This is a genomic window from Paenibacillus vandeheii (genome assembly GCF_030433635.1).
Classification (GTDB): Bacteria; Bacillota; Bacilli; order Paenibacillales; family Paenibacillaceae; genus Paenibacillus; species Paenibacillus vandeheii.
On record NZ_JAROCD010000005.1, the window covers coordinates 65,928 to 86,187 of the forward strand.

Annotated in this window: 23 protein-coding genes; 22 read left to right on the forward strand and 1 reads right to left on the reverse strand. The window is 47.8% G+C overall.

All coding sequences use genetic code 11. The annotated features are described in order from the left end of the window. The first annotated feature begins 10 nt into the window (after window positions 1-10). The 3 genes from P5G61_RS10590 (at window position 11) to P5G61_RS10600 (ending at window position 3,383) form a co-directional block, all read left to right on the forward strand. Entirely contained in the window at window positions 11-1,084 is a 1,074-nt protein-coding gene (locus P5G61_RS10590; RefSeq protein ID WP_301246392.1) for a M24 family metallopeptidase, read from the forward strand. A 296-nt stretch (window positions 1,085-1,380) separates the two neighbouring features. Further along, on the forward strand, window positions 1,381-1,938 hold the full coding sequence (efp, locus tag P5G61_RS10595; protein ID WP_024631007.1) for an elongation factor P: 558 nt from the start codon (window positions 1,381-1,383) through the stop codon (window positions 1,936-1,938). A gap of 191 nt (window positions 1,939-2,129) precedes the next feature. Further along, entirely contained in the window at window positions 2,130-3,383 is a 1,254-nt protein-coding gene (locus P5G61_RS10600; protein ID WP_076291870.1) for an aspartate kinase, read from the forward strand. 79 nt (window positions 3,384-3,462) lie between these two features. On the opposite strand, the gene P5G61_RS10605 is transcribed toward P5G61_RS10600, so the two are convergent. After that, a complete protein-coding gene (locus tag P5G61_RS10605) occupies window positions 3,463-4,212 on the reverse strand; it encodes a 2-phosphosulfolactate phosphatase (protein ID WP_301246394.1) in 750 nt (249 codons plus the stop codon). Window positions 4,213-4,487: 275 nt separating this feature from the next. Between P5G61_RS10605 and spoIIIAA the strand changes: the two genes are divergently transcribed. From spoIIIAA to dxs, 19 genes are all read left to right on the forward strand, one after another. After that, a complete protein-coding gene (spoIIIAA, locus tag P5G61_RS10610; protein WP_024631004.1) occupies window positions 4,488-5,492 on the forward strand; it encodes a stage III sporulation protein AA in 1,005 nt (334 codons plus the stop codon). After that, window positions 5,485-6,003 carry a stage III sporulation protein SpoIIIAB gene (spoIIIAB, locus tag P5G61_RS10615; RefSeq protein WP_079349483.1) on the forward strand — a complete coding sequence of 173 codons (519 nt, stop codon included), beginning with the start codon at window positions 5,485-5,487 and terminating at the stop codon, window positions 6,001-6,003. The genes spoIIIAA and spoIIIAB overlap by 8 nt, the downstream gene beginning before the upstream one ends. 29 nt (window positions 6,004-6,032) lie before the next feature. Then, window positions 6,033-6,236 (forward strand): stage III sporulation protein AC, encoded by a 204-nt coding sequence (gene spoIIIAC, locus P5G61_RS10620; RefSeq protein ID WP_017687585.1) that lies wholly within the window; start codon window positions 6,033-6,035, stop codon window positions 6,234-6,236. Between the two features lie 32 nt (window positions 6,237-6,268). After that, the gene (gene spoIIIAD, locus P5G61_RS10625; protein ID WP_017687586.1) at window positions 6,269-6,658 is read left to right on the forward strand and encodes a stage III sporulation protein AD; all 390 of its coding nucleotides are present in this window, start codon (window positions 6,269-6,271) and stop codon (window positions 6,656-6,658) included. 21 nt (window positions 6,659-6,679) lie between these two features. Continuing rightward, complete coding sequence (gene spoIIIAE, locus P5G61_RS10630) at window positions 6,680-7,870, forward strand: stage III sporulation protein AE (protein ID WP_301246395.1); 1,191 nt, start codon at window positions 6,680-6,682, stop codon at window positions 7,868-7,870. Window positions 7,871-7,901: 31 nt separating this feature from the next. Further along, the gene (gene spoIIIAF / locus P5G61_RS10635; protein ID WP_301246397.1) at window positions 7,902-8,783 is read left to right on the forward strand and encodes a stage III sporulation protein AF; all 882 of its coding nucleotides are present in this window, start codon (window positions 7,902-7,904) and stop codon (window positions 8,781-8,783) included. 15 nt (window positions 8,784-8,798) lie between these two features. After that, on the forward strand, window positions 8,799-9,437 hold the full coding sequence (spoIIIAG, locus tag P5G61_RS10640) for a stage III sporulation protein AG (protein ID WP_301246398.1): 639 nt from the start codon (window positions 8,799-8,801) through the stop codon (window positions 9,435-9,437). 66 nt (window positions 9,438-9,503) lie between these two features. Then, the gene (locus P5G61_RS10645; RefSeq protein ID WP_301246400.1) at window positions 9,504-10,343 is read left to right on the forward strand and encodes a SpoIIIAH-like family protein; all 840 of its coding nucleotides are present in this window, start codon (window positions 9,504-9,506) and stop codon (window positions 10,341-10,343) included. Between the two features lie 139 nt (window positions 10,344-10,482). After that, complete coding sequence (gene accB, locus P5G61_RS10650; protein WP_063565765.1) at window positions 10,483-10,947, forward strand: acetyl-CoA carboxylase biotin carboxyl carrier protein; 465 nt, start codon at window positions 10,483-10,485, stop codon at window positions 10,945-10,947. Between the two features lie 53 nt (window positions 10,948-11,000). Next, window positions 11,001-12,344 (forward strand): acetyl-CoA carboxylase biotin carboxylase subunit, encoded by a 1,344-nt coding sequence (gene accC, locus P5G61_RS10655; protein ID WP_285078641.1) that lies wholly within the window; start codon window positions 11,001-11,003, stop codon window positions 12,342-12,344. A gap of 226 nt (window positions 12,345-12,570) precedes the next feature. After that, window positions 12,571-12,981: an Asp23/Gls24 family envelope stress response protein gene (locus P5G61_RS10660; protein WP_024630996.1), complete on the forward strand. Its 411-nt coding sequence runs from the start codon at window positions 12,571-12,573 to the stop codon at window positions 12,979-12,981. Between the two features lie 147 nt (window positions 12,982-13,128). After that, on the forward strand, window positions 13,129-13,668 hold the full coding sequence (gene amaP, locus P5G61_RS10665; RefSeq protein WP_024630995.1) for an alkaline shock response membrane anchor protein AmaP: 540 nt from the start codon (window positions 13,129-13,131) through the stop codon (window positions 13,666-13,668). Between the two features lie 14 nt (window positions 13,669-13,682). Then, the gene (locus P5G61_RS10670; RefSeq protein ID WP_094936964.1) at window positions 13,683-13,916 is read left to right on the forward strand and encodes a DUF2273 domain-containing protein; all 234 of its coding nucleotides are present in this window, start codon (window positions 13,683-13,685) and stop codon (window positions 13,914-13,916) included. Between the two features lie 195 nt (window positions 13,917-14,111). Next, window positions 14,112-14,564 carry a transcription antitermination factor NusB gene (gene nusB, locus P5G61_RS10675; protein ID WP_024630993.1) on the forward strand — a complete coding sequence of 151 codons (453 nt, stop codon included), beginning with the start codon at window positions 14,112-14,114 and terminating at the stop codon, window positions 14,562-14,564. A gap of 88 nt (window positions 14,565-14,652) precedes the next feature. Then, window positions 14,653-15,510 (forward strand): bifunctional methylenetetrahydrofolate dehydrogenase/methenyltetrahydrofolate cyclohydrolase FolD, encoded by an 858-nt coding sequence (gene folD, locus P5G61_RS10680; RefSeq protein WP_285078643.1) that lies wholly within the window; start codon window positions 14,653-14,655, stop codon window positions 15,508-15,510. Between the two features lie 9 nt (window positions 15,511-15,519). Then, entirely contained in the window at window positions 15,520-16,884 is a 1,365-nt protein-coding gene (gene xseA, locus P5G61_RS10685) for an exodeoxyribonuclease VII large subunit (RefSeq protein ID WP_301246401.1), read from the forward strand. Continuing rightward, window positions 16,874-17,131 carry an exodeoxyribonuclease VII small subunit gene (xseB, locus tag P5G61_RS10690; RefSeq protein ID WP_301246402.1) on the forward strand — a complete coding sequence of 86 codons (258 nt, stop codon included), beginning with the start codon at window positions 16,874-16,876 and terminating at the stop codon, window positions 17,129-17,131. Before xseA ends, xseB begins: the two co-directional genes overlap by 11 nt. After that, a complete protein-coding gene (locus tag P5G61_RS10695) occupies window positions 17,124-18,029 on the forward strand; it encodes a polyprenyl synthetase family protein (RefSeq protein WP_024630989.1) in 906 nt (301 codons plus the stop codon). Before xseB ends, P5G61_RS10695 begins: the two co-directional genes overlap by 8 nt. A 279-nt stretch (window positions 18,030-18,308) precedes the next feature. Beyond that, window positions 18,309-20,216: a 1-deoxy-D-xylulose-5-phosphate synthase gene (dxs, locus tag P5G61_RS10700; protein ID WP_079349474.1), complete on the forward strand. Its 1,908-nt coding sequence runs from the start codon at window positions 18,309-18,311 to the stop codon at window positions 20,214-20,216. Window positions 20,217-20,260: the final 44 nt, after the last annotated feature.

Genomic DNA, 20,260 nt, shown 5'->3' on the forward strand with positions numbered 1-20,260 from the left:
AGGGTTACCGATGGAAAACAAACGAGTAAATAAGTTACGTGAGGCCATGCATGAACATGAACTCACGGCTATGCTGATTACAAATCCGATTAACCGTCGTTATATGACGGGTTTTACAGGCTCAGCGGGATATGTGCTGATTACGGAACAGGAAGCCTATTTGCTTACCGACTTCCGTTATATGACACAGGCACCGCAACAAGCCAAAGGATTTACCGTTGTGGAACATGGACCGAAACCGTTGGAATCCGTTCGCGATTTGCTAGCATCGGCGAATATCAATCAGGTTGGCTTTGAGCAGGATCATGTCACCTATGGCACGCATACTGCTTATGCTGAAGCGCTTCAGTCTATTGAATTGAAAGCTGTATCCGGTATCGTGGAGCAACTTCGCATGTTCAAGGACGAAGATGAGATCGCTGTAATGCAAAGAGCTGCGGATCTGGCAGATGCAACATTCAGTCACGTTTTGCAATTCGCAAAACCGGGTATGACTGAACGTGAAGTGGATTTGGAGATGGAGTTTTTCATGCGCAAACATGGAGCAACTTCCTCTTCGTTCGACACCATCGTTGCATCGGGTGAACGTTCTGCTATGCCTCACGGTGTAGCAAGCGGCAAAGTCATCGGACAAAATGAGTTAATTACATTTGACTTCGGTGCGCTTTTGGATGGATACTGTTCAGATCTGACACGTACCATCGCAACTGGCACGCCTGTACCTGAACTGCGTAAAATTTACGATATCGTACTGGAAGCCCAGTTACATACGCTGGCGAACCTGAAACCGGGCATGACCGGACGGGAAGCAGATGCATTGGCACGTGATATTATTGCAGGGCACGGATATGGAGAGCAATTCGGACACAGCACGGGCCACGGTCTGGGTATGGAAGTCCATGAGGCTCCCCGTTTGTCCAAGCTTAGCGACGATGTATTGAAACCGGGCATGGTCGTAACCGTTGAACCGGGGATCTACATTGACGGTCTTGGCGGCGTGCGTATTGAGGATGACGTGGTGATTACCGAGACGGGTATTCACATTTTGACGAATTCGGACAAGAAGTTCACTGTAATCGGCTAATTTACAGCCACTGGTGATATAAGACGATTTTTAATTTATGCTTTTGAATAAGTAAACTTGAAATTACACAATAACGGAGAGGGCAGAAAAAACCTGAAGAAGTGAAACGTTCGCCTTTATCACCGGATTTCTCCCTATTAGATAGGGATCAAAAAGAAATCTGGGGATAACAGCGATCGGAAGGTTGTTCTGCCATCGTAGTGGTCTGTGGAATATGACGGTTTGACTTTTTCAAACTTAAATTAACCCCTCGTCTCATATCACCTACTTTTCAACCATATCAGGAGGGATTTTTTGTGATTTCAGTAAACGATTTTAAAACAGGCTTGACTGTCCAAGTGGACAACGACATCTATACCGTACTTGATTTCCAACATGTTAAACCAGGTAAAGGTGCGGCTTTCGTCCGTTCCAAACTGAAAAACCTGCGCAACGGTAACACCGTTGAGAAAACATTCCGTGCGGGTGAAACCATTGGCCGTGCGATCATTGAAAACCGTGGCGTATCCTACCTGTACGCTAGCGGTACAGAGCACACGTTCATGGACAACGAAACATATGATCAGTTCACACTGACAAGCGACCAACTGGAGTGGGAATTGAACTTCCTCAAAGAAAACATGAACGTAAAAATCGTTAGCTACCAAGGTGAAATCCTCGGAATCGACCTGCCTACAAGCGTAGAGTTGAAAGTTATCGAAACAGAGCCAAGTGTAAAAGGTAACACTGCACAAGGCGCTACTAAAAACGCAAAAGTTGAAACAGGCTTAAATGTACAAGTGCCATTGTTCATCAACGAAGGCGATGTTCTGCTGATCGATACCCGTGAAGGTAAATACTCTTCTCGCGCGTAACGTTCACTTGGTGTAAGTTAAATAAAGCATGATTTCAACCCTCTGCCATTCCTTTGGCAGAGGGTTTTTTCGAAAAAAGATTAGCCTATCAGACGCTTTCGTAATATACTGGGTTAAAGTCATTTTTCGGAGAGAATAATGACGATGGACATCAATTATGCATACTGCACAAGGTAGGGAGTGGATTTGCGTTGTCATTGTACGTCATGAAATTTGGGGGCAGCTCGGTCGGAGATACAGAACGCATGAAGCGTGTAGCCGGACGTGTTGTAGAAAAAGCGGATGAAGGACATCAGTGTGTAGTCGTGGTTTCGGCCATGGGGGATACTACGGATGATCTGATTGATCAGGCGAAACAGCTGAACAGTGAACTGCCTGCACGTGAGATGGATATGCTTTTGACTACGGGAGAACAGATCTCGATTTCATTGTTATCCATGGCAATTCAGGCGCTGGGACGCAAAGCCATTTCATTTACAGGCTGGCAAGCGGGATTCCGGACGGAGCCGGTACACGGCAAAGCACGGATTAACGATATTCATCCGGAACGGGTGAATCAGGCTCTGGCAGAAGGCAACATCGTTATTGTTGCAGGCTTCCAGGGAATGACGGAAGACGGCGAGATTACGACGCTTGGCCGCGGCGGTTCTGATACAACGGCAGTAGCCTTGGCAGCAGCCATCAAGGCGGACGCTTGCGAGATTTACACGGATGTAGACGGTATTTATTCCACCGATCCGCGAATCGTGAAGGTTGCACGCAAGCTCAAGGAAATTTCGTACGACGAGATGCTGGAACTGGCCAACCTGGGAGCAGCGGTATTGCATCCGCGTGCAGTTGAATACGCAAAGCATTCCGGTGTGCCTTTGATTGTAAGATCCAGCTTTAACCATAATGAAGGAACGGTTGTGAAGGAGGAAGCAACAATGGAACAAGGCGTGGTAGTTAGTGGAATTGCCTATGACAAAAATGTGGCTCGCATCAGTATTCTAGGTGTACCAGACGTACCGGGAGTTCTTGCTGAGGTATTTGGTGCCCTTGCATCCGAACAGCTGGATGTCGACATTATCGTTCAGAGCGGTGTGATGGACGGCAAGGCAGACTTCTCGTTCTCTGTTGCATTGTCTGACCGTGAGAACGCGTTGCGTGTCATTGAGGCTCTTCACAGCCGCCTGCCTTACCGTGAAGTCACTTCCGAAGAAAACCTTGTTAAGGTCTCGATCGTTGGTGCAGGAATGGTTAGCCACCCGGGTGTTGCTGCGAAGATGTTCAAAGTCATCTCGGGTGAAGGCGTGAGCATCAAGATGGTCAGCACTTCCGAGATCAAGGTATCCTGTGTTATTGACGGAGAGAAGCTTCATGACGTAATTAAGGCCCTACACACAGCGTATGATCTGGATACGGCAGAACAAGCCGTGATTGGCGGACCGCAAGTTCGTAGATAAAAACAGATATAGCTGTAAAGATACAACAAAGGTGTACTGTGTATTCCCATCCGGGAAGCAGTACACCTTTTTAGGTTGTTCACAACAATTTAAACATTCTTTCCTTACGTGTTCCTCGGAAGGGTTGCATCCGGTTCTCTTCACCCATCTCTGGAACGCAGTCCAGCAAGTTCAATTGGGTGCAATACGTTACGTCATGCATTCTGCCTAGCCTCTCCAGCCTTCGGCCACCAGCGGATACTCGAACCAGATCGGGCAATTTGTCTTCGGCATGGGTTGCAGCCTGATGAAGCACCAGTCCCAGATCGTTGAGCATGATGGGAAATGGGGATTGCCGGTACAATTCTTCAATAATGCTGCCTGCACACAGGCCATCTTCCATTGCAAACTCATCCTGATCCCCGGCACATAACAATAGGATATCCCTGCGCAGCTCGCACAGAACAGCCGCTACAGCCTTCACATTGAGAAATGAGCCTGCAAGCACATGTTTGGCTTTAGATGCTTTGATGAGGGCGCGTGTACCATCTGTAGTAGTCAGAATAATGGTTTTGCCCACAATACTCGGCGTCATATATTCATAGGGGGAATTGCCCGCCTCGAATCCCGAAATTTTTTTATCAAAACGTTCCCCGCCACGAATGGCATCCTTCACGTTCAATTGTTTCGCTTGAGGAACCGTCTCTACAGCAATCACATCCGCCGCATCATATGCCAGTGCTGTAACAATCGTACTGGTCGTTCGCAACACATCAATTACAACCACACATCGTCCTGCAATATCCATTCTGCGAACTTCATTCACATTGCCTACCACATCAACTCTCACTCCCCACAACTCCTTTCTGTACTTGGGGTAGGTGGTTCTGTCCTTTTTTATCCCGGAATGAATATCACCTGTCTGCAAGCACTATATGCAATTGGATCTAGACGGGTGCCTAGATTTAGAACAGCAGGCTGATCTATGATTTTTAACTCTCATCGCTATTTTGAAGAAAATGATAGATTTCAGCGTCATAAAATCAATGTACACACATAAACTTGAGATATGAACAAGCACCAGAAACGCTACAAAACCGAAATCAAGGTTGGAGGGGCCTATTCATGATGGTGAACTGGAAGGATATCTTTCCGGAACCGATTCGAACCATTCTGGGAAGAATGCCGCCCGCTTTATTAGATAAAGTGGAGGAAGTACGTATCCGTGAAGGAAGACCACTGGAAATCAATGCAGGAGATACCTACCACTTCCTCACACCCCAGGGCAGTCCGACTTCGAAGCCTGATGAAGCCTATATTCCCTTAAAAGAGGTAACACACAGGCTGCTGGATCTGATCAGCAATCATTCGCTTTATACATTGGAAGAGGAGCTGCGTAAAGGATTCATCACCATTCCTGGCGGGCATCGAATCGGTCTGGCTGGCCGGACAGTGCTAAGTGGCGGTCGCGTGGAATACTTGCGTGATATCAATGGATTCAATGTCAGGGTTGCCCGAGAGATTCACGGAGTCGCTGATCGCATTCTGCCTTATTTGCTGGACATGAAGAGTGGACAGGTCATGCACACCTTAATTCTTTCTCCCCCACAGCAAGGCAAGACCACATTACTACGGGATTTGGCAAGACAGATTAGCAGTGGAACCAAACTTACGGGTGTCAATGAGCTAGTTCAGGGTATACGTCCGCGTTTAAAGGTTGGCATCGTTGATGAGCGATCTGAAATCGCTGGTAGTTACAAGGGCGTACCGGGATTTGACGTGGGACCCCGCACCGATGTCATGGACGGTTGTCCAAAGGCAGAAGGCATGATGATGATGCTTCGCTCCATGTCTCCCGATGTCCTGATTGTGGACGAGATAGGCCGTCCTGAAGATGCGGAGGCAGTGATGGAGGCACTCCATGCTGGCGTATCTGTCATTGCTACTGCACATGGTCGTGACTTGGCCGAGCTTTCTTCCAGACCTGCGCTGAGAACCCTGATCGTCGAGCAGATGTTTCAGCGCTATGTACAGCTGCAGCGGACGAGCCGGGGCATGACCTTTCGATTGGCCGATGGCAAAATGCGTGGCCTCCAGCAGACAGAAGTGGGAGGTGAGGCATTTGCTTAACATGCTCGGTGCCGTCATCATTCTGCTGGCCAGTACGCTCGCCGGATTCTACAAGGCAAGGCAGTATGCCTTGAGGCCCAGACAACTGCGAGAATTAATCGCCGCTCTCCAGCGGCTGATGACCGAGATTAACTACGGGCTGACCCCGTTGCCTGATGCAATGGGGAAAATGGGAGCCCAAACGAAAGAACCTGTTCGAACGCTGTTCCTCCACGCAGCCAGGCAGATGGAACCTCCCCATGGTCACACTGCTCTTGAGAGTCTGCAGTCTGGGATAGAAGAGACGTGGGGAAGATCAGCCATGAAGGCAGACGAGCGGGAGGTCATGCTGCAATTAAGCTTCAGCCTTGGCACCAGTGATCGTCAGGATCAGACCAAGCACATCTCGTTAGCCATTCAGCAACTCATGCATGAGGAATCCCGTGCCCAAGCCGATCAAATGAAATATGAACGAATGTGCCGCAGTCTCGGGATGCTTGTCGGAGCGTTAATCGTCATTCTGATCTTCTGAAATAGCCGGGATAGTGAGGTGCCAAGGTCATGAATTTAGAAGTGAACGCAATCTTTCAAATTGCGGGCATCGGAATCATCATTGCGATGATTCATACGGTGCTGAAACAAATGGGAAAGGAAGATATGGCTCACTGGGTGACCGTGATCGGATTTGTCGTTGTATTGTTCATGGTGGTCCGTATGCTGGACAGCCTGCTGCAAGAGATCAAATCGATATTTCTTTTTCAATGAGAACGGTCATGAAGCCGGGATGGTGGTGACCTGTGGAAATTATCCAAGTTGTAGGTCTGGCGCTCATCGCAACGGTGCTCATTTTAGTTATCAAAGAACAGAAGCCCATGTTCGCTTTTCTGATTGCTGCCGCTACTGGCATTGTGATCTTCATGCTGCTGATTGGCAAGATTGGCGCAGTAATCGAAGTGTTGAAACGGCTTGCCGAGAATTCAGGCATGGAGAGCATTTATCTGAAAACGGTACTGAAAATTATAGGTATAGCGTACATTGCTGAATTTGGGGCACAGATTGTCAGGGATGCAGGCCAGGAGAGCATTGCTTCCAAAATTGAACTTGCTGGCAAGGTGCTGATCCTTGTACTCGCCATACCGATCATCAGCATTATTATCGAAACCGTCATGAAGCTGATGCCGGTGTAGAGGGAGGCGTGCGGACTTCATATGAAAATGATGCATTACAAGCCGCAGTGGCGCCTTACCTTCGTGCTGACGCTGTGTTTTCTGTTTGCGATCATAGGACAGGTTGCCGCTGGTGCTCCCTCAGGAGAGTGGATGCAGCAGCAGGCTGACCAGCTGCCTAAGGATCAGGTGGAAAAATATTGGGATCAACTCATGCAGCAATACGGCGGTTTTTTCCCGGAAGGAAAAACACCTTCCTTTATGGATATGTTAATGCCCGGCAATGAAGGGTTCAGCCTGAAGTCGGTGTTTATAGCGATAGGAACCTTCATGCTGCATGAGATTTTATATAACGGCAAACTTCTGGTCACGATTGTGATGCTAAGTGTGCTAAGCATGATTCTGGAGACGTTGCAAACTGCTTTTGAGAAAAACAATATTAGCAAAATCGCTTACTCCATCTGTTACATGGTCATTATCATCATCGCCATCAACAGCTTCAGTGTAGCCATTGGATACGCCAAGGATGCTATAGCCAGCATGATCAACTTTATGATGGCCATGGTGCCCCTGCTGTTTACGCTGCTGGCTTCAATGGGAAATGTCATTACCGTTTCTGTGACCCATCCGCTCATTATTTTCATGATCCATCTGGTGGGTACGTTGATACACATGCTAGTGTTCCCGCTGCTCTTCTTCTCGGCAGTATTACATCTCGTCAGTTCCTTGTCCGACAAATACAAGCTGACACAGCTGGCAGATCTGTTACGAAACATTAGTGTGGCTCTGCTCGGTATCCTGCTTACGATGTTCCTGGGTGTCATTTCGGTGCAGGGTGCATCAGGCTCCGTGGCAGATGGTGTCAGCCTGAAAGCGGCGAAGTACATCGCAGGCAACTTTGTCCCCATTGTCGGTAGAACGTTTGCGGATGCAACCGATACGGTGATCACAGCGTCACTGCTGGTAAAAAATGCAATCGGATTGACGGGTGTCATCATCATCTTGTTTTTATGCGCGTTTCCCGCGCTTAAAATTTTGACGCTAGCACTGATCTACAACATCACTGGCGCGATCATGCAACCGCTAGGCGATACGCCGATTGTAGGGTGTCTGCAGGCAATTGGCAAAAGTATGATCTATGTATTTGCAGCACTGGCGGCCGTTGGACTGATGTTTTTTCTGGCAATTACGATCCTGCTAACCGCAGGCAATCTAACTGTCATGATGAGATGAGGGGCTGCTCAAGAGAAAGGGGGTTGGAAGGATGGGGTGGCTGAGCAGCTGGCTCCGGGAATTGATTATGATCGTTCTGCTGGCGACTTTCGTGGATATGCTGTTGCCTAATCGATCCATGGAACGCTATGTCAAGCTTGTGCTGAGCCTTCTTATCCTGCTGACCCTGTTATCTCCCATAACGAAGCTCTTGAAGAGTGATCCGGTTGGTGAGCTTAAGCGAGCGATGACCGCCATGGACTCGCCGTCCGATGGAAGTGCAACACTTGAACAGATTTTGGCTCAAGGCAAGCGGCTGCAATCCAATGAACAGGAACAGTCGCTGCAATGGACTGCCAAAGAACTGGCTAACGTAATGAAAGGGCAGATTGAAGAAACAACCGGGGAGCGAGTTCAGTCCGTCGAGGTAAAGCTCGCCATGGATACAACCAAAGCGGAGACAGATTTGGCATCCTCGGTGGAACTTCCCGTGATCCAGTATGTTTTGGTGGAGATGGCAGGTGAGACTACAACGGGCAAAGGTAATTCCAACACAGGTCAACAGGATGCAGTGGCAAGTACATCACCGTCACTCGGCTCTGATTCGGAATCTGAACCCACTGAATCGACTCCAGTACAAGAGCCAATCCAGATCGGTCAGATTGAGGTCCCAGATGTACAGATCGAGGTGAACAGCGGCAGCAATCCTGAAAGTGGCCGCGAGAGTAACGGGAATTCTGGCGATTCGCAAAATGGACAGGAAGCTGACTCGACACCTGTTTCGGGTGAACAGGCAGAGACAAATCCTCAGCAAGGACAGACAACCTCCCGGTCAGAACGTGCAGTACAAATTATTACGCTATTGACGGAGAAGTGGGATATTGATGCAAACAAAGTACAGGTGAAAGAAAATAAAAGCGCTTCGGCGCTGTGAGAAGGAGGGTATCCGATGAGGCAATGGCTCAAAAAGATGGAAAGCTGGTTTGGTGGCGGAGAAGGTGGACAACGACGCAGTCAAACCTTTCGCTGGCTTATTATCCTTGGTTTGATCGGAGTGGGAATCATGTTGTTCAACTCCTTCGTCAATGTCAAAAAGATTGATTCTGAGAATATCGGTCGCGAGCCTCCTGATCCGGCTACATCCATGGCATCTATACAGACGGACCTGACGGATCAGAACCCATTTCAGGCGATAGAGATTGCATTCGAGGACAAGATCAAGGGTGTGCTGGAAAATATCGTAGGTGTGGGGACCGTTGATGTGATGGTTACCGTGGATTCTACTGAGGAGCTTGTTGTACAGCGTAATGTGAAGGATTCGCAGCAGCTCACCGAAGAAACGGATGCCAACGGGGGCAAACGACATATGACGCAGTATACCCGGGATGGTGAAATTATTACGTATGAAATATCAGGGGATCAGACGCCGATTGTCACGAAAAAGCTCAAACCGCAAATCCGGGGCGTGCTTGTCGTTGCCAGAGGTGCAGAGAACAAGGTTGTGAAGGACCTGATTACAGATGCTGTGGAAAAAGGACTGAATGTTGCGGCCTACCGAATTTCGGTTGTTCCGCGCAAGCAGAATTAGTCCGGGACCCTGTATCACAAGATTTGATCGTCACAAGAATGAAGCCAATTCGAGGAGGAAGTTCTAATGAATAACAAACGTCAAACGGTATGGCTCGTATCCATGCTGAGTCTGATGGTCATTTTGTCCGCCTATTACCTGTTCACTGAAGATTCCGGTCCGGTTAATACGCCTGTAGCTGAGAGCACGCAGGTGGATGGGATGAAACAGGGAGAAACAAAGGAAACAGCTGGAATCCTTGATCCGACAGAAGGTTTGGTTGTGAATGAAGTGGTCAATGGCGGTGAAGTTACAGGGACAGAGGGAGACCAAGCTGCAACTGAATCTGTTGATAATCCTGCAGTTGTAGACGGTAAAGAAGCTGGAGACACGGAGAAATCACCGGCTGCGGAATCGGGAGAGAAGCAAGGTGAGGCGGGTAAAGGCAGCGAAAAAGGGACAGACAAAGGCACAGCAACCACTCCTGAGACAAATGCCGGAACAGACGGTAGTTCAACGAAAACCGATGAGGACGTCCTTAAGGAGATGGAGGAGCAGAATACGGCGGCGTCCGCGAGCAGCCAGTTCCAAAACTACCAGTGGCAGCGTGAGGAAAGCAACAACCGCAAATATGAGGAACTCATGACCGTTGCGGGTGATCTGAGCAAAACGCCAGAGGAAAATGCCAAGGCAACAGAGCAGCTTCGTACGCTTGAAGAAAAAGAAGCCAAAATCAATGGAATTGAGGAAACACTTTCGCAACAGTTTGCCAATGCCATCGTTCAAGAGGATGCCGACAAGTATAAAGTTGTTGTTCTTAGTGACAAACTGGATGTAAAACAGGCGGTTTCCATTGTGGATCTGGTGATGAAAGAATTGGCTGTATCCCAAAATAAAATCAGCGTGCAATACGTGACAGAACAGTAATCCAAATCATGGAAAAGTAGCCCCGAGAGCTGGATCAGATCTCGGGCTCTTTCCATTTTTATCGATTATGATATAATACATAAAGCCATATGACCGTCCTAGTGAGACTGGCATGATGCCGAAGGAGTGAATAATGGAAATGTTTAAATTGAGTGAGATCAAAGAACTGATCAAACTGGTAGATGAAAGTTCCGTTCAAGAGTTGGAAATTGAAAACGAAGGATCACGGTTGTCGATTCGCAAACCGGGTAAAACCGAGTATGTGCAGGCAGCTGCTATTCAACCGCAAATGATTGCTGCACCACAGGTGCAACCGGCTGCAGTGGTAGCTGAGGCTGCTCCGCAAGTCGATACTACAAGTCATTTACATAAAATTGTATCTCCGATGGTAGGTACTTTTTACAGAGCTTCCTCGCCGGAAGCAGGTCCTTTTGTAAGCGCTGGTGATAAAGTTGTTGAGAAAACAACGGTATGTATCATTGAGGCGATGAAGCTGATGAACGAGCTTGATGCTGACATCAAGGGAGAAATCGTTGAAGTGCTGGTTGAGAACGGACAGCTGGTTGAGTATGGACAACCCCTGTTCCTGGTAAAACCGGAATAACGGTTATAGCCGCATAACGCAACTGCATGAGCTTCGAAGGAGGACAAAACGAAATGAAATTTCAAAAAATACTGATTGCGAACCGTGGCGAAATTGCGGTACGTATTATTCGTGCCTGTCGTGAAATCGGCATTTCGACGGTAGCAGTCTATTCGGAAGCGGATAAAGACTCCCTGCATGTTCGTCTTGCAGATGAAGCGTATTGTATCGGGCCTACACTTTCGAAAGACAGTTATCTAAACTTCACCAACCTGATGAGTGTAGCTACACTGACGGATTGTGATGCGATCCATCCCGGGTACGGATTCCTGGCAGAGAACGCTGATTTTGCAGAAATCTGTGGTTCCTGCAATATTACGTTCATCGGCCCTTCTCCGGAAGCTATTACCAAAATGGGAGATAAGGCTGTAGCCAAACAAACGATGAAGGATGCAGGTGTACCTGTAATTCCGGGATCTGACGGTTTGGTTGAAAATATGAATGAAGCCATTATGATTGCTAGAGATATTGGATATCCTGTCATTATCAAAGCTACCGCTGGTGGCGGAGGTAAAGGGATTCGTATCGCTGAAGATGAGGAAACGCTGATCAAGCAAATTACAGCGGCCCAGCAGGAAGCACAGAAAGCTTTTGGCAATGCCGGAGTGTACCTGGAGAAATTCCTGACAGGCATGAAACATGTAGAGATTCAGATCATTGCAGACAAACATGGAAATGCAGTGCATCTGGGCGAGCGTGATTGTTCCGTTCAGCGTCGACGTCAAAAGCTGGTGGAAGAAGCACCTTGTCCAATTATCTCTGAAGACGTGCGCACATCGATGGGTGAAGCCGCAGTCCGGGCAGCACTTGCCGTGGATTACTCTGGAGCAGGTACGCTTGAGTTCTTGCTCAGCCCTAACGGTGAATTCTATTTCATGGAAATGAATACACGTATTCAGGTGGAACACCCCGTAACAGAGATGGTTACAGGAGTGGATCTGATCCGCGAAATGATCTCGGTAGCTGAAGGCAATCCACTTTCTTTCCGTCAGGAAGATGTTGTGATCAACGGTTGGTCCATTGAATGCCGTATCAACGCAGAAGATCCAGACCGTAACTTTATGCCTTCACCAGGTAAAATTGGTTTCTACCTTGCACCAGGAGGTCCGGGTGTACGTGTAGATAGTGCAGCTTATCCGGGTTATACCATCTCTCCTTATTATGACTCCATGATTGCCAAATTGATCGTGTGGGGAGCAAACCGGGAAGAGGCCATCGCGAAGATGAAGCGTGCATTGGCTGAATTTGCGATTGAAGGCATTTCCACAACGATTCCTTTTCATCAGAAATTGCTGGAGCATCCAACGTTCGTTCGTGGTGACTTTGATATCAAATTTCTTGAGGAAAATGAGATTTAAAAGGTATATTGGGCTTGTTTGTCATAATGTAGCCCAAATGATATAGTATGTAATAATAAGAGCGCATGTCTCCTGCAGAGGATAAGCCGTATGTAATAAGCGGATAAAGGTTGCAGGAGTTCCGGTAAAGCCGGACCGGAAGGGTTCTGAAGGTCAGATTGGCCTGAATACCAGCGCCCTGACGGATGGCCGCAAACTTATTTCGCGAAAGGTGTGTTGAACAGTTATGAGTACACTGCCGACAGAATTTGAACGAACGGATATCGGTGAAATCCAGATCGCACCTGAAGTTATTGAAGTGATCGCTGGGCTGGCTACAGTTGAAGTCAAAGGTGTTGCAGGCATGAGCGGTGGATTCGCTGGTGGATTTGCTGAATTGCTTGGTCGCAAAAACCTTTCCAAAGGCGTTAAGGTTGAAGTAGGTCAGCGTGAAGCTGCAGTGGATGTTTCCGTTATTATTGAATATGGTTACCGTCTGCCACAGGTGGCTACCGAAATTCAACAGAACGTGAAGCGCTCCATTGAGAACATGACAGGATTGAATGTGAATGAAGTGAACGTGCACATTCATGACGTTCAGTTCAAGAGCACCGAGAAAGTAGAAGAAATCGACCTGAACAGTCAGCGCGTAAAATAAAAGAAGACAGATTCCCCCGGCATCACTGCCGGGGGTTATCCCGTCTTGGACAGGTCTTCATAGAAAGCGGAAGCTTGCACCGGAGGATCACTTTTTGCCAATGGGCAGGTTAAGCCATGTTAGTGAGCAAGGGAGGCTGTGCAGTTCGTGGCTAAAATACTGGATCGGCTTCTGTTGTTTATATACAGCATAAGCGTTGGAGCAATATCGGCAGCAGTCATACTTCTTATCAGTGGTGTGCTGCCTTACGAATTGAATTACCAGCAGGAACAAAACGTCATTGTTGCGGCGGTTGTTGCAGCAGCGATTTTGTTTATCCTGAGTTTGCGATTTTTCTACATCTCGGTTCGACGTGATCGTGCTTCATTGCCGTCTGTAGATCAGCGTACCGAGTATGGTGATGTACAGATTTCGATGGAAACGATTGAAAATCTCTGTCTCAAAGCAACTTCCCGTTTCCGGGGAGTGCGTGATGTCAAAGCTCGTATTCGTGTGGTTGAATCCGGACTGGAGATTATGATTCGCGCGGTAGTGGATGGTGAGACGCCAATCCCGACGCTGACATCCGATCTGCAGAAGGCAATACATGATCATGTACAGGAGATTACGGGTATCCCGGTTTCTTTTGTCACCGTGTATATCGCTAACGTTACCCAGTCGCCTAACTACAAGAGTCGAGTGGAATGAGGTGAGTTTCACTGATGCTGTGGAGAGAGATTTGGGATAGTCACAGAGGCCGAATTACTGGAATTATCGGCGGCATCTTTTTTGGATTTCTTTATGTATGGATCGGTTTTTGGGATATGTTGTTCTTTGCACTCTTGGTGTTCATCGGTTATACGTTAGGCAGACGAAGCGACTCGAAGCTGGGCTCGTTCATTCCCTGGAGGGAATGGGGGCAATGGCTCGGCGATCGCTGGCGTCCCTTTAAGTGAGCCACCTGAACCCTGCAATATGTTTCTTCCGAAAATAGAGCTGTAGTTTAGGTTGCCCGTTTTTTGGAGGAAACGATTGCAGGTTTTTTTGTGAAAAGGGATAACAATATAATAAGATCTCTGATTCCATCAAAGATTTTATATTTTAAAATAAGCATGATGACGCTCCAGAGGGAGCGCTGCAGGAGGCAGGAAATGAAAAGACGTTTGGCAAGGGAAATTGCAGTACAAAGTCTGTATCAGATGGAAATGAATGAAGTGGGCGCAGCTGAAGCCGTGAATATGTTGATCAATGAAGCCGCTGAAGACAATGAAACCGAAGTGGTTATTCGTGATGCAGATGTGATGCGTACCTACGTGACCGAAATGGTACAGGGCGCATGGAACAATAAAGAAGCGATTGACGGCTTACTCGTCGATTATTTGAAAGGCTGGCAGATAAGTCGTCTGTCGCGGGTAGATCGCCAGATTTTACGGCTTTCGACGTATGAAATGGTGTTCCGTGATGATATTCCGGCAAAGGTATCCGTCAATGAAGCGATTGAATTGTCCAAATATTTTGGTACAGATGAATCCGGTAAATTCGTTAATGGTGTACTTGGGCGCATGATTCAGGAAGTCGACACCATCAAAGCAAAAATGTCTTAAGTTACAATTAACTATAGTTTGTTTTCAAAAAGACCGGTTTTCAGTACCGATTCTAAATCATATGTTCACATAAGGGAGAGAGAGTACAGTGACAGCATCTATTATTAACGGTAAAGAAGTATCCCAAGAAATCCGCGCAAGCATGACAACTGAAGTAAAACAGCTTAGCGAACAGGGAGTAGTACCTGGTCTGGCTGTTGTGCTCGTCGGGGAAGATCCGGCATCCCAAGTATATGTGCGTAATAAAGAAAAAGCATGTCACGACCTCGGTTTCTATTCCGAAGTTCATCGTCTGGATGCAAGCACGTCCCAAGAGGAACTGCTCGCTCTGGTGGACAAGCTGAACAAGCAGGAATCCATTAACGGCATTTTGGTTCAGCTCCCACTACCGAAGCATATCGAAGAGAAAGCGGTTATCGATGCGATCGCCGTGGACAAAGATGTGGACGGCTTCCACCCGGTTAATGTGGGTAATCTCGTCATTGGGGATGATAGCCTGTTGCCATGTACCCCTGCGGGCGTAATCGAGCTGATCAAGCGTACGGGTCTCGAAATGTCGGGCAAACATGCTGTAGTTATCGGACGCAGCAACATTGTCGGCAAACCGGTATCCTTGCTGCTTCAACGTGAGAACGCAACGGTAACCATGTGTCATTCCCGCACAGCGAACATGAAAGAGATCACGCGCCAAGCAGATATTCTTGTGGTTGCCATTGGACGTGCAAACTTTGTGGATGCCGATTTCGTTAAACCGGGTGCCGTCGTAATTGATGTTGGGATGAACCGCTTGGATAACGGCAAACTGGCAGGGGATGTGGATTTCGAAAGCGTGAAGACGGTATCTGGTCCAATTACACCCGTTCCTGGAGGCGTTGGTCCAATGACGATTACCATGTTGATGCAAAATACACTGATCGCTGCCAAACGCGCTCACGGATTGGCCTAGGTCGAATCTGTGGCAGATCAAAAAATCTACTCCATTAAAGACCTGAACCGATACATCCGGATGAAGCTGGAATCGGATCAGGTACTGTCGGATGTATGGCTGCGCGGAGAGATCTCCAACTTTACACATCACTCCAGTGGTCATATGTATTTCACATTGAAGGACAAGGACAGCCGAATTAAATCCATTATGTTTGCGTCCCATAATCAACGATTGCCCTTTGTACCGAAGGAGGGTGCAAGGGTTATTGCTCGTGGCAATGTCTCGGTGTATGAACGGGATGGACAATATCAATTCTACGCCACACACATGCAGCCGGACGGTATCGGAAGTCTGTATTTGGCTTATGAGCAGCTGAAAAAAAAGCTGGAGGACGAGGGGCTGTTCTCTGCATCACGGAAAAGGCCGATTCCCCGTTTCCCACAGACGATTGGTGTGGTCACTTCACCTACAGGTGCAGCGGTAAGGGATATCATGATTACCTTGCAACGCAGATATCCCTCTGCCCAAGTGATTCTATATCCTGTTCTCGTTCAGGGTAAAGGCGCGGCTCCTTCCATTGTGAAGGCCATCAACAATCTGAACCGAATGGGCGAAGCCGATGTGCTGATTGTTGGACGAGGCGGTGGATCATTGGAGGAGTTGTGGGCTTTCAACGAGGAGATCGTGGCAAGAGCGATTGTGGGCTCGGACATTCCAGTGATCTCAGCAGTCGGGCATGAAACAGATTTTACGATTGCTGATTTTGCTGCGGATCTGCGTGCAGCAACGCCTACGGCTGCTGCCGAACTGGCAGTGCCCAATCGAGCTGAACTGCTTGATCAGATTGCTCAGCGTCAGCGTCAGCTGCAGCACAGCTTACGTCAGCGTGCTGTTCATAATCGCGAGCGACTGGCCAGGTTGCAACGTTCACCTGTACTTGTGCACCCAAGACGTACCTTAATGCAGCATACGGAGCGACTGGACATGCTGCAACAACGACTTCTGAGAACCGTAAATACGCGCATGAAATGGACAGCTGAGAAGCAGGAGCGTTTGCGTGCGGCATTGCAGCGTTTCAATCCTCGTGAACAGGTAAATGCAGCAAGGCGCGAGAATGCATCAGCCCGGCGTCAGCTGGAGGTTGCCATCCGATCCATTACGAGAGCGAAGCAGCAGCAGTGGAAATCATCTGTGCGGCATCTGGATGCGCTTAGCCCGCTCAAAGTCATGTCACGAGGTTACAGCCTTGTATATGACGAACAGGAGCAACGATTGATCAAATCGATAAAGGATGTACAGCCTGGAGATTCGATAAAGATTAAATTAACAGACGGGCAGCTGGACTGTCAGGTTTGGGGAATGAAGGAGGACGACAATACCCATGGCGAATGAACCGGAATTGAATTTTGAAGAGGCAATGGCGGCATTGGAAGACATCGTAGGTCAGCTAGAGCATGGTGATGTTCCACTGGAACAGGCCATTGATTTGTTTCAGCGTGGAATGAAGCTTTCACAACTTTGCGGTTTGAAGCTGGAACAAGTGGAACGTAAGATCGAAATGATCGTAGAAGAGGATGGGGAACTTCGCAAGAAACCGTTCGGCAATGCCGTCGACGAAAGCGGTGAAGTCAATGAGTAATCGTCCTTCGTTTGAAATGTATCTTGAGGAAGTCACAGCTGAAGTGACGGGAGAGTTGAAGCAGACTCTTCCTGTTCACTGGGATGTGCCTCAGTCACTGGTTGACGCGATGCAGTATTCACTTATGGCCGGGGGCAAACGCCTTCGTCCACTTCTGGTCGTTGCTGCGGCGGAAGCCTTCGGTGCACAGCGTTCAGCTGCACTGCCGGTAGCCTGCGCCGTGGAGATGGTTCATACCTATTCGTTGATCCACGATGACCTGCCTGCCATGGATAATGACGACTATCGCAGGGGAAAATTAACGAATCACAAAGTATTTGGTGAAGCGACAGCTATATTGGCTGGTGATGCACTGTTAACGCATGCTTTTTATAGTATCGTTCAGGCAGGTCGTCGCAGCGGTGTGTCAGCAGATGCATTGTTGTCCATTGTGGAGGAATTGTCCGAACTGGCTGGAGCCAGAGGCATGGTTGGCGGACAAGTGGCTGATATGGAAGGCGAGCAGGGGATGACTGATCTTGCCCAACTGCAGTACATTCATCTGCATAAGACCGGAGATTTAATTGTGTTTTCCCTCATTGCTGGAGCTCGCATTGGTGGTGCAACAGAAGGCCAATTGGAAGCGCTGCGAGTATTTGGCAGAGACCTGGGGCTGGCTTTTCAGATTCAGGATGATATTCTGGACCTGACGGGTGACGAGCAGAAAATGGGCAAGAAGACGCAAAGTGATGTAAATCAGCAAAAGGTTACCTATCCTTATTTTATTGGTATGGATGCATCTCTTCATGAGGTGAAATCCCTTACGCAATCTGCAAAAGATGCGCTTGATAGAGCGGAGTTACCTGACCCTTCCAGACTGATGGAGATTGCTGATTATCTGATGAGTCGTGATCATTAGGTTCTGGATAACTTCACTGTTTCAAATCACTCAGAATAGTGTAATCCTTTTAATGTGCTTTTTCTGGGTTCATGAGTAGAGTGTCCCAAATGAATTGAGGAATACATATGGAGGAAGATCATACGTGCGTTGCTGGCGAAAATGCTCGTTACCTGGAGTATAGTGCCGTAAATTATGATTCTTGTTCTTTTATGTTATAATGTTTTAATGTGATTTAATAAACTGTATATATATCGTTTACAAAACAATCAAACAATCTAGGAAAGCGGGGAGATTCTCGTGCTGCTTCCACAAATTAAACAACCCAGTGATCTAAAGTCGATGTCTCAGGATGATCTCGTTCTTTTGTCGGCAGAGATCCGGCAGTTTCTGATTGAGAAGCTGTCCGTTACAGGGGGCCATCTTGCACCAAACTTAGGAGTGGTTGAGCTCACGGTAGCCCTGCATTATTGCTATAACAGTCCTGTGGACAAAATGATTTTCGATGTAGGGCATCAGGCTTATGTGCACAAGGTTCTAACGGGGCGGATGGATCGCTTTGATACACTGCGTCAGCACAACGGTATGTGCGGATTTGTTAAACGTAACGAGAGTGAACATGATGTATGGGAAGCCGGCCACAGCAGTACATCGTTGTCTGCTGCAATGGGAATGGCGCTTGCCCGTGATCTTAAAGGGGAAGACAATCAGGTTATTGCGATGATCGGGGATGGAGCGCTTACAGGTGGTATGGCCTTTGAAGCTCTCAATCACATTGGTCATGAGCAGAAAAAACTGATGGTCATCCTCAATGATAATGAAATGTCCATTGCTCCGAATGTTGGGGCTATGCATAAATATTTGAGCAAAATCCGTTCGGATCGTCATTATTTGAAAGCCAAGGACGACGTGGAAGGAATGCTCAAAAAAATTCCTGCCATCGGGGATCGTTTGGCCAAATCGGCGAGCTGGATTAAAGATAGTGTCAAATACATGATGGTTCCAGGAGTTCTGTTCGAAGAGCTGGGCTTCACCTATTTGGGACCTATTGATGGACACGACATTCCTAAATTGATTGAAACGTTCAAACAGGCGGATAATGTGGATGGCCCTGTAATGGTGCATGTACTCACCACCAAAGGTAAAGGTTATCAACCAGCTGAGGCTGATTCACACAAATGGCACGGCATTTCTCCGTACAAGATTGAATCAGGTCAAGTGCTAAAAGCTGTAGGCAAACCGATGTATACTGAAGTGTTTGGTAAAACGTTGATTGATCTTGCTAAGCAGGATAAACGAATTGTAGCGGTAACACCAGCCATGCCAACAGGTTCGGGACTTATTCCTTTCAGTAAGGAATTCCCTGATCGCATGATTGACGTGGGTATTGCTGAACAGCATGCGGCAACCATGTGTGCAGCACTGGCTATGGAAGGGTTAAAACCTGTATTTGCCGTTTATTCGACGTTTATGCAGCGTGCATATGATCAGATTGTACATGATATTTGTCGGCATAACGCCAATGTTATGTTCGCTATTGACCGTGCCGGATTTGTCGGGCCGGATGGCGAAACGCATCAGGGTGTGTACGATGTGGCGTTTATGCGTCATATTCCAAATATCGTTCTGATGATGCCGAAGGATGAGAATGAACTGCGTCATATGATGAAGACGGCGCTTGAATATAATGAAGGTCCAATTGCTTATCGTTATCCACGAAACAATGTGGTAGGCGTACCTCTAGACAATGAACTCATTCCAATTCCAATCGGTACATGGGAGCAGCTTCGTCCATCTGAAGGTTATGCGATTATCGCATCGGGATCGATGGTACAGCTTGCTGAAGAAGCTGCGGAGACGGTTAAAAGAGAAGGTATTACGGTTGGTGTAATTAACGCACGCTTCCTTAAACCGCTTGATGAGCAGATGCTGCGTGATCTGGCAGTCCGAGGCACGAAGTTGATTGTGCTTGAAGAAGCATCACAAGCTGGCAGTATGGGCAGTGCAGTTCTGGAATTCTATGCAGAACAAGGGCTGCATGATGTTCATGTGCAACTGATGGGGATCCCTGATCGATTCATTGAGCATGGAAGCATTGAGGATCAGAGAGCTGAAGTGGGACTCACGGTCGAGAATGTGAGCTCGGAGCTGCGCAGTATGGCAGCCCAATCTTCATATGGCATGTCCAGAACTCGGTTCCCTTCGTAACAGGAGCAATTAGAGTAACTGGAACACATGATTGATTAATTAGG

What these genes read in the sequence shown, in the direction of transcription:
- P5G61_RS10590 (WP_301246392.1), top strand. Translation starts at nt 11, where the DNA reads ATGGAAAACAAACGAGTAAATAAGTTACGTGAGGCCATGCATGAACAT.
- spoIIIAA (WP_024631004.1), top strand. Translation starts at nt 4,488, where the DNA reads ATGATGGTGAACTGGAAGGATATCTTTCCGGAACCGATTCGAACCATT.
- spoIIIAC (WP_017687585.1), top strand. Translation starts at nt 6,033, where the DNA reads ATGAATTTAGAAGTGAACGCAATCTTTCAAATTGCGGGCATCGGAATC.
- spoIIIAE (WP_301246395.1), top strand. Translation starts at nt 6,680, where the DNA reads ATGAAAATGATGCATTACAAGCCGCAGTGGCGCCTTACCTTCGTGCTG.
- spoIIIAF (WP_301246397.1), top strand. Translation starts at nt 7,902, where the DNA reads ATGGGGTGGCTGAGCAGCTGGCTCCGGGAATTGATTATGATCGTTCTG.
- spoIIIAG (WP_301246398.1), top strand. Translation starts at nt 8,799, where the DNA reads ATGAGGCAATGGCTCAAAAAGATGGAAAGCTGGTTTGGTGGCGGAGAA.
- P5G61_RS10645 (WP_301246400.1), top strand. Translation starts at nt 9,504, where the DNA reads ATGAATAACAAACGTCAAACGGTATGGCTCGTATCCATGCTGAGTCTG.
- accB (WP_063565765.1), top strand. Translation starts at nt 10,483, where the DNA reads ATGTTTAAATTGAGTGAGATCAAAGAACTGATCAAACTGGTAGATGAA.
- accC (WP_285078641.1), top strand. Translation starts at nt 11,001, where the DNA reads ATGAAATTTCAAAAAATACTGATTGCGAACCGTGGCGAAATTGCGGTA.
- P5G61_RS10660 (WP_024630996.1), top strand. Translation starts at nt 12,571, where the DNA reads ATGAGTACACTGCCGACAGAATTTGAACGAACGGATATCGGTGAAATC.
- P5G61_RS10670 (WP_094936964.1), top strand. Translation starts at nt 13,683, where the DNA reads ATGCTGTGGAGAGAGATTTGGGATAGTCACAGAGGCCGAATTACTGGA.
- nusB (WP_024630993.1), top strand. Translation starts at nt 14,112, where the DNA reads ATGAAAAGACGTTTGGCAAGGGAAATTGCAGTACAAAGTCTGTATCAG.
- xseB (WP_301246402.1), top strand. Translation starts at nt 16,874, where the DNA reads ATGGCGAATGAACCGGAATTGAATTTTGAAGAGGCAATGGCGGCATTG.
- P5G61_RS10695 (WP_024630989.1), top strand. Translation starts at nt 17,124, where the DNA reads ATGAGTAATCGTCCTTCGTTTGAAATGTATCTTGAGGAAGTCACAGCT.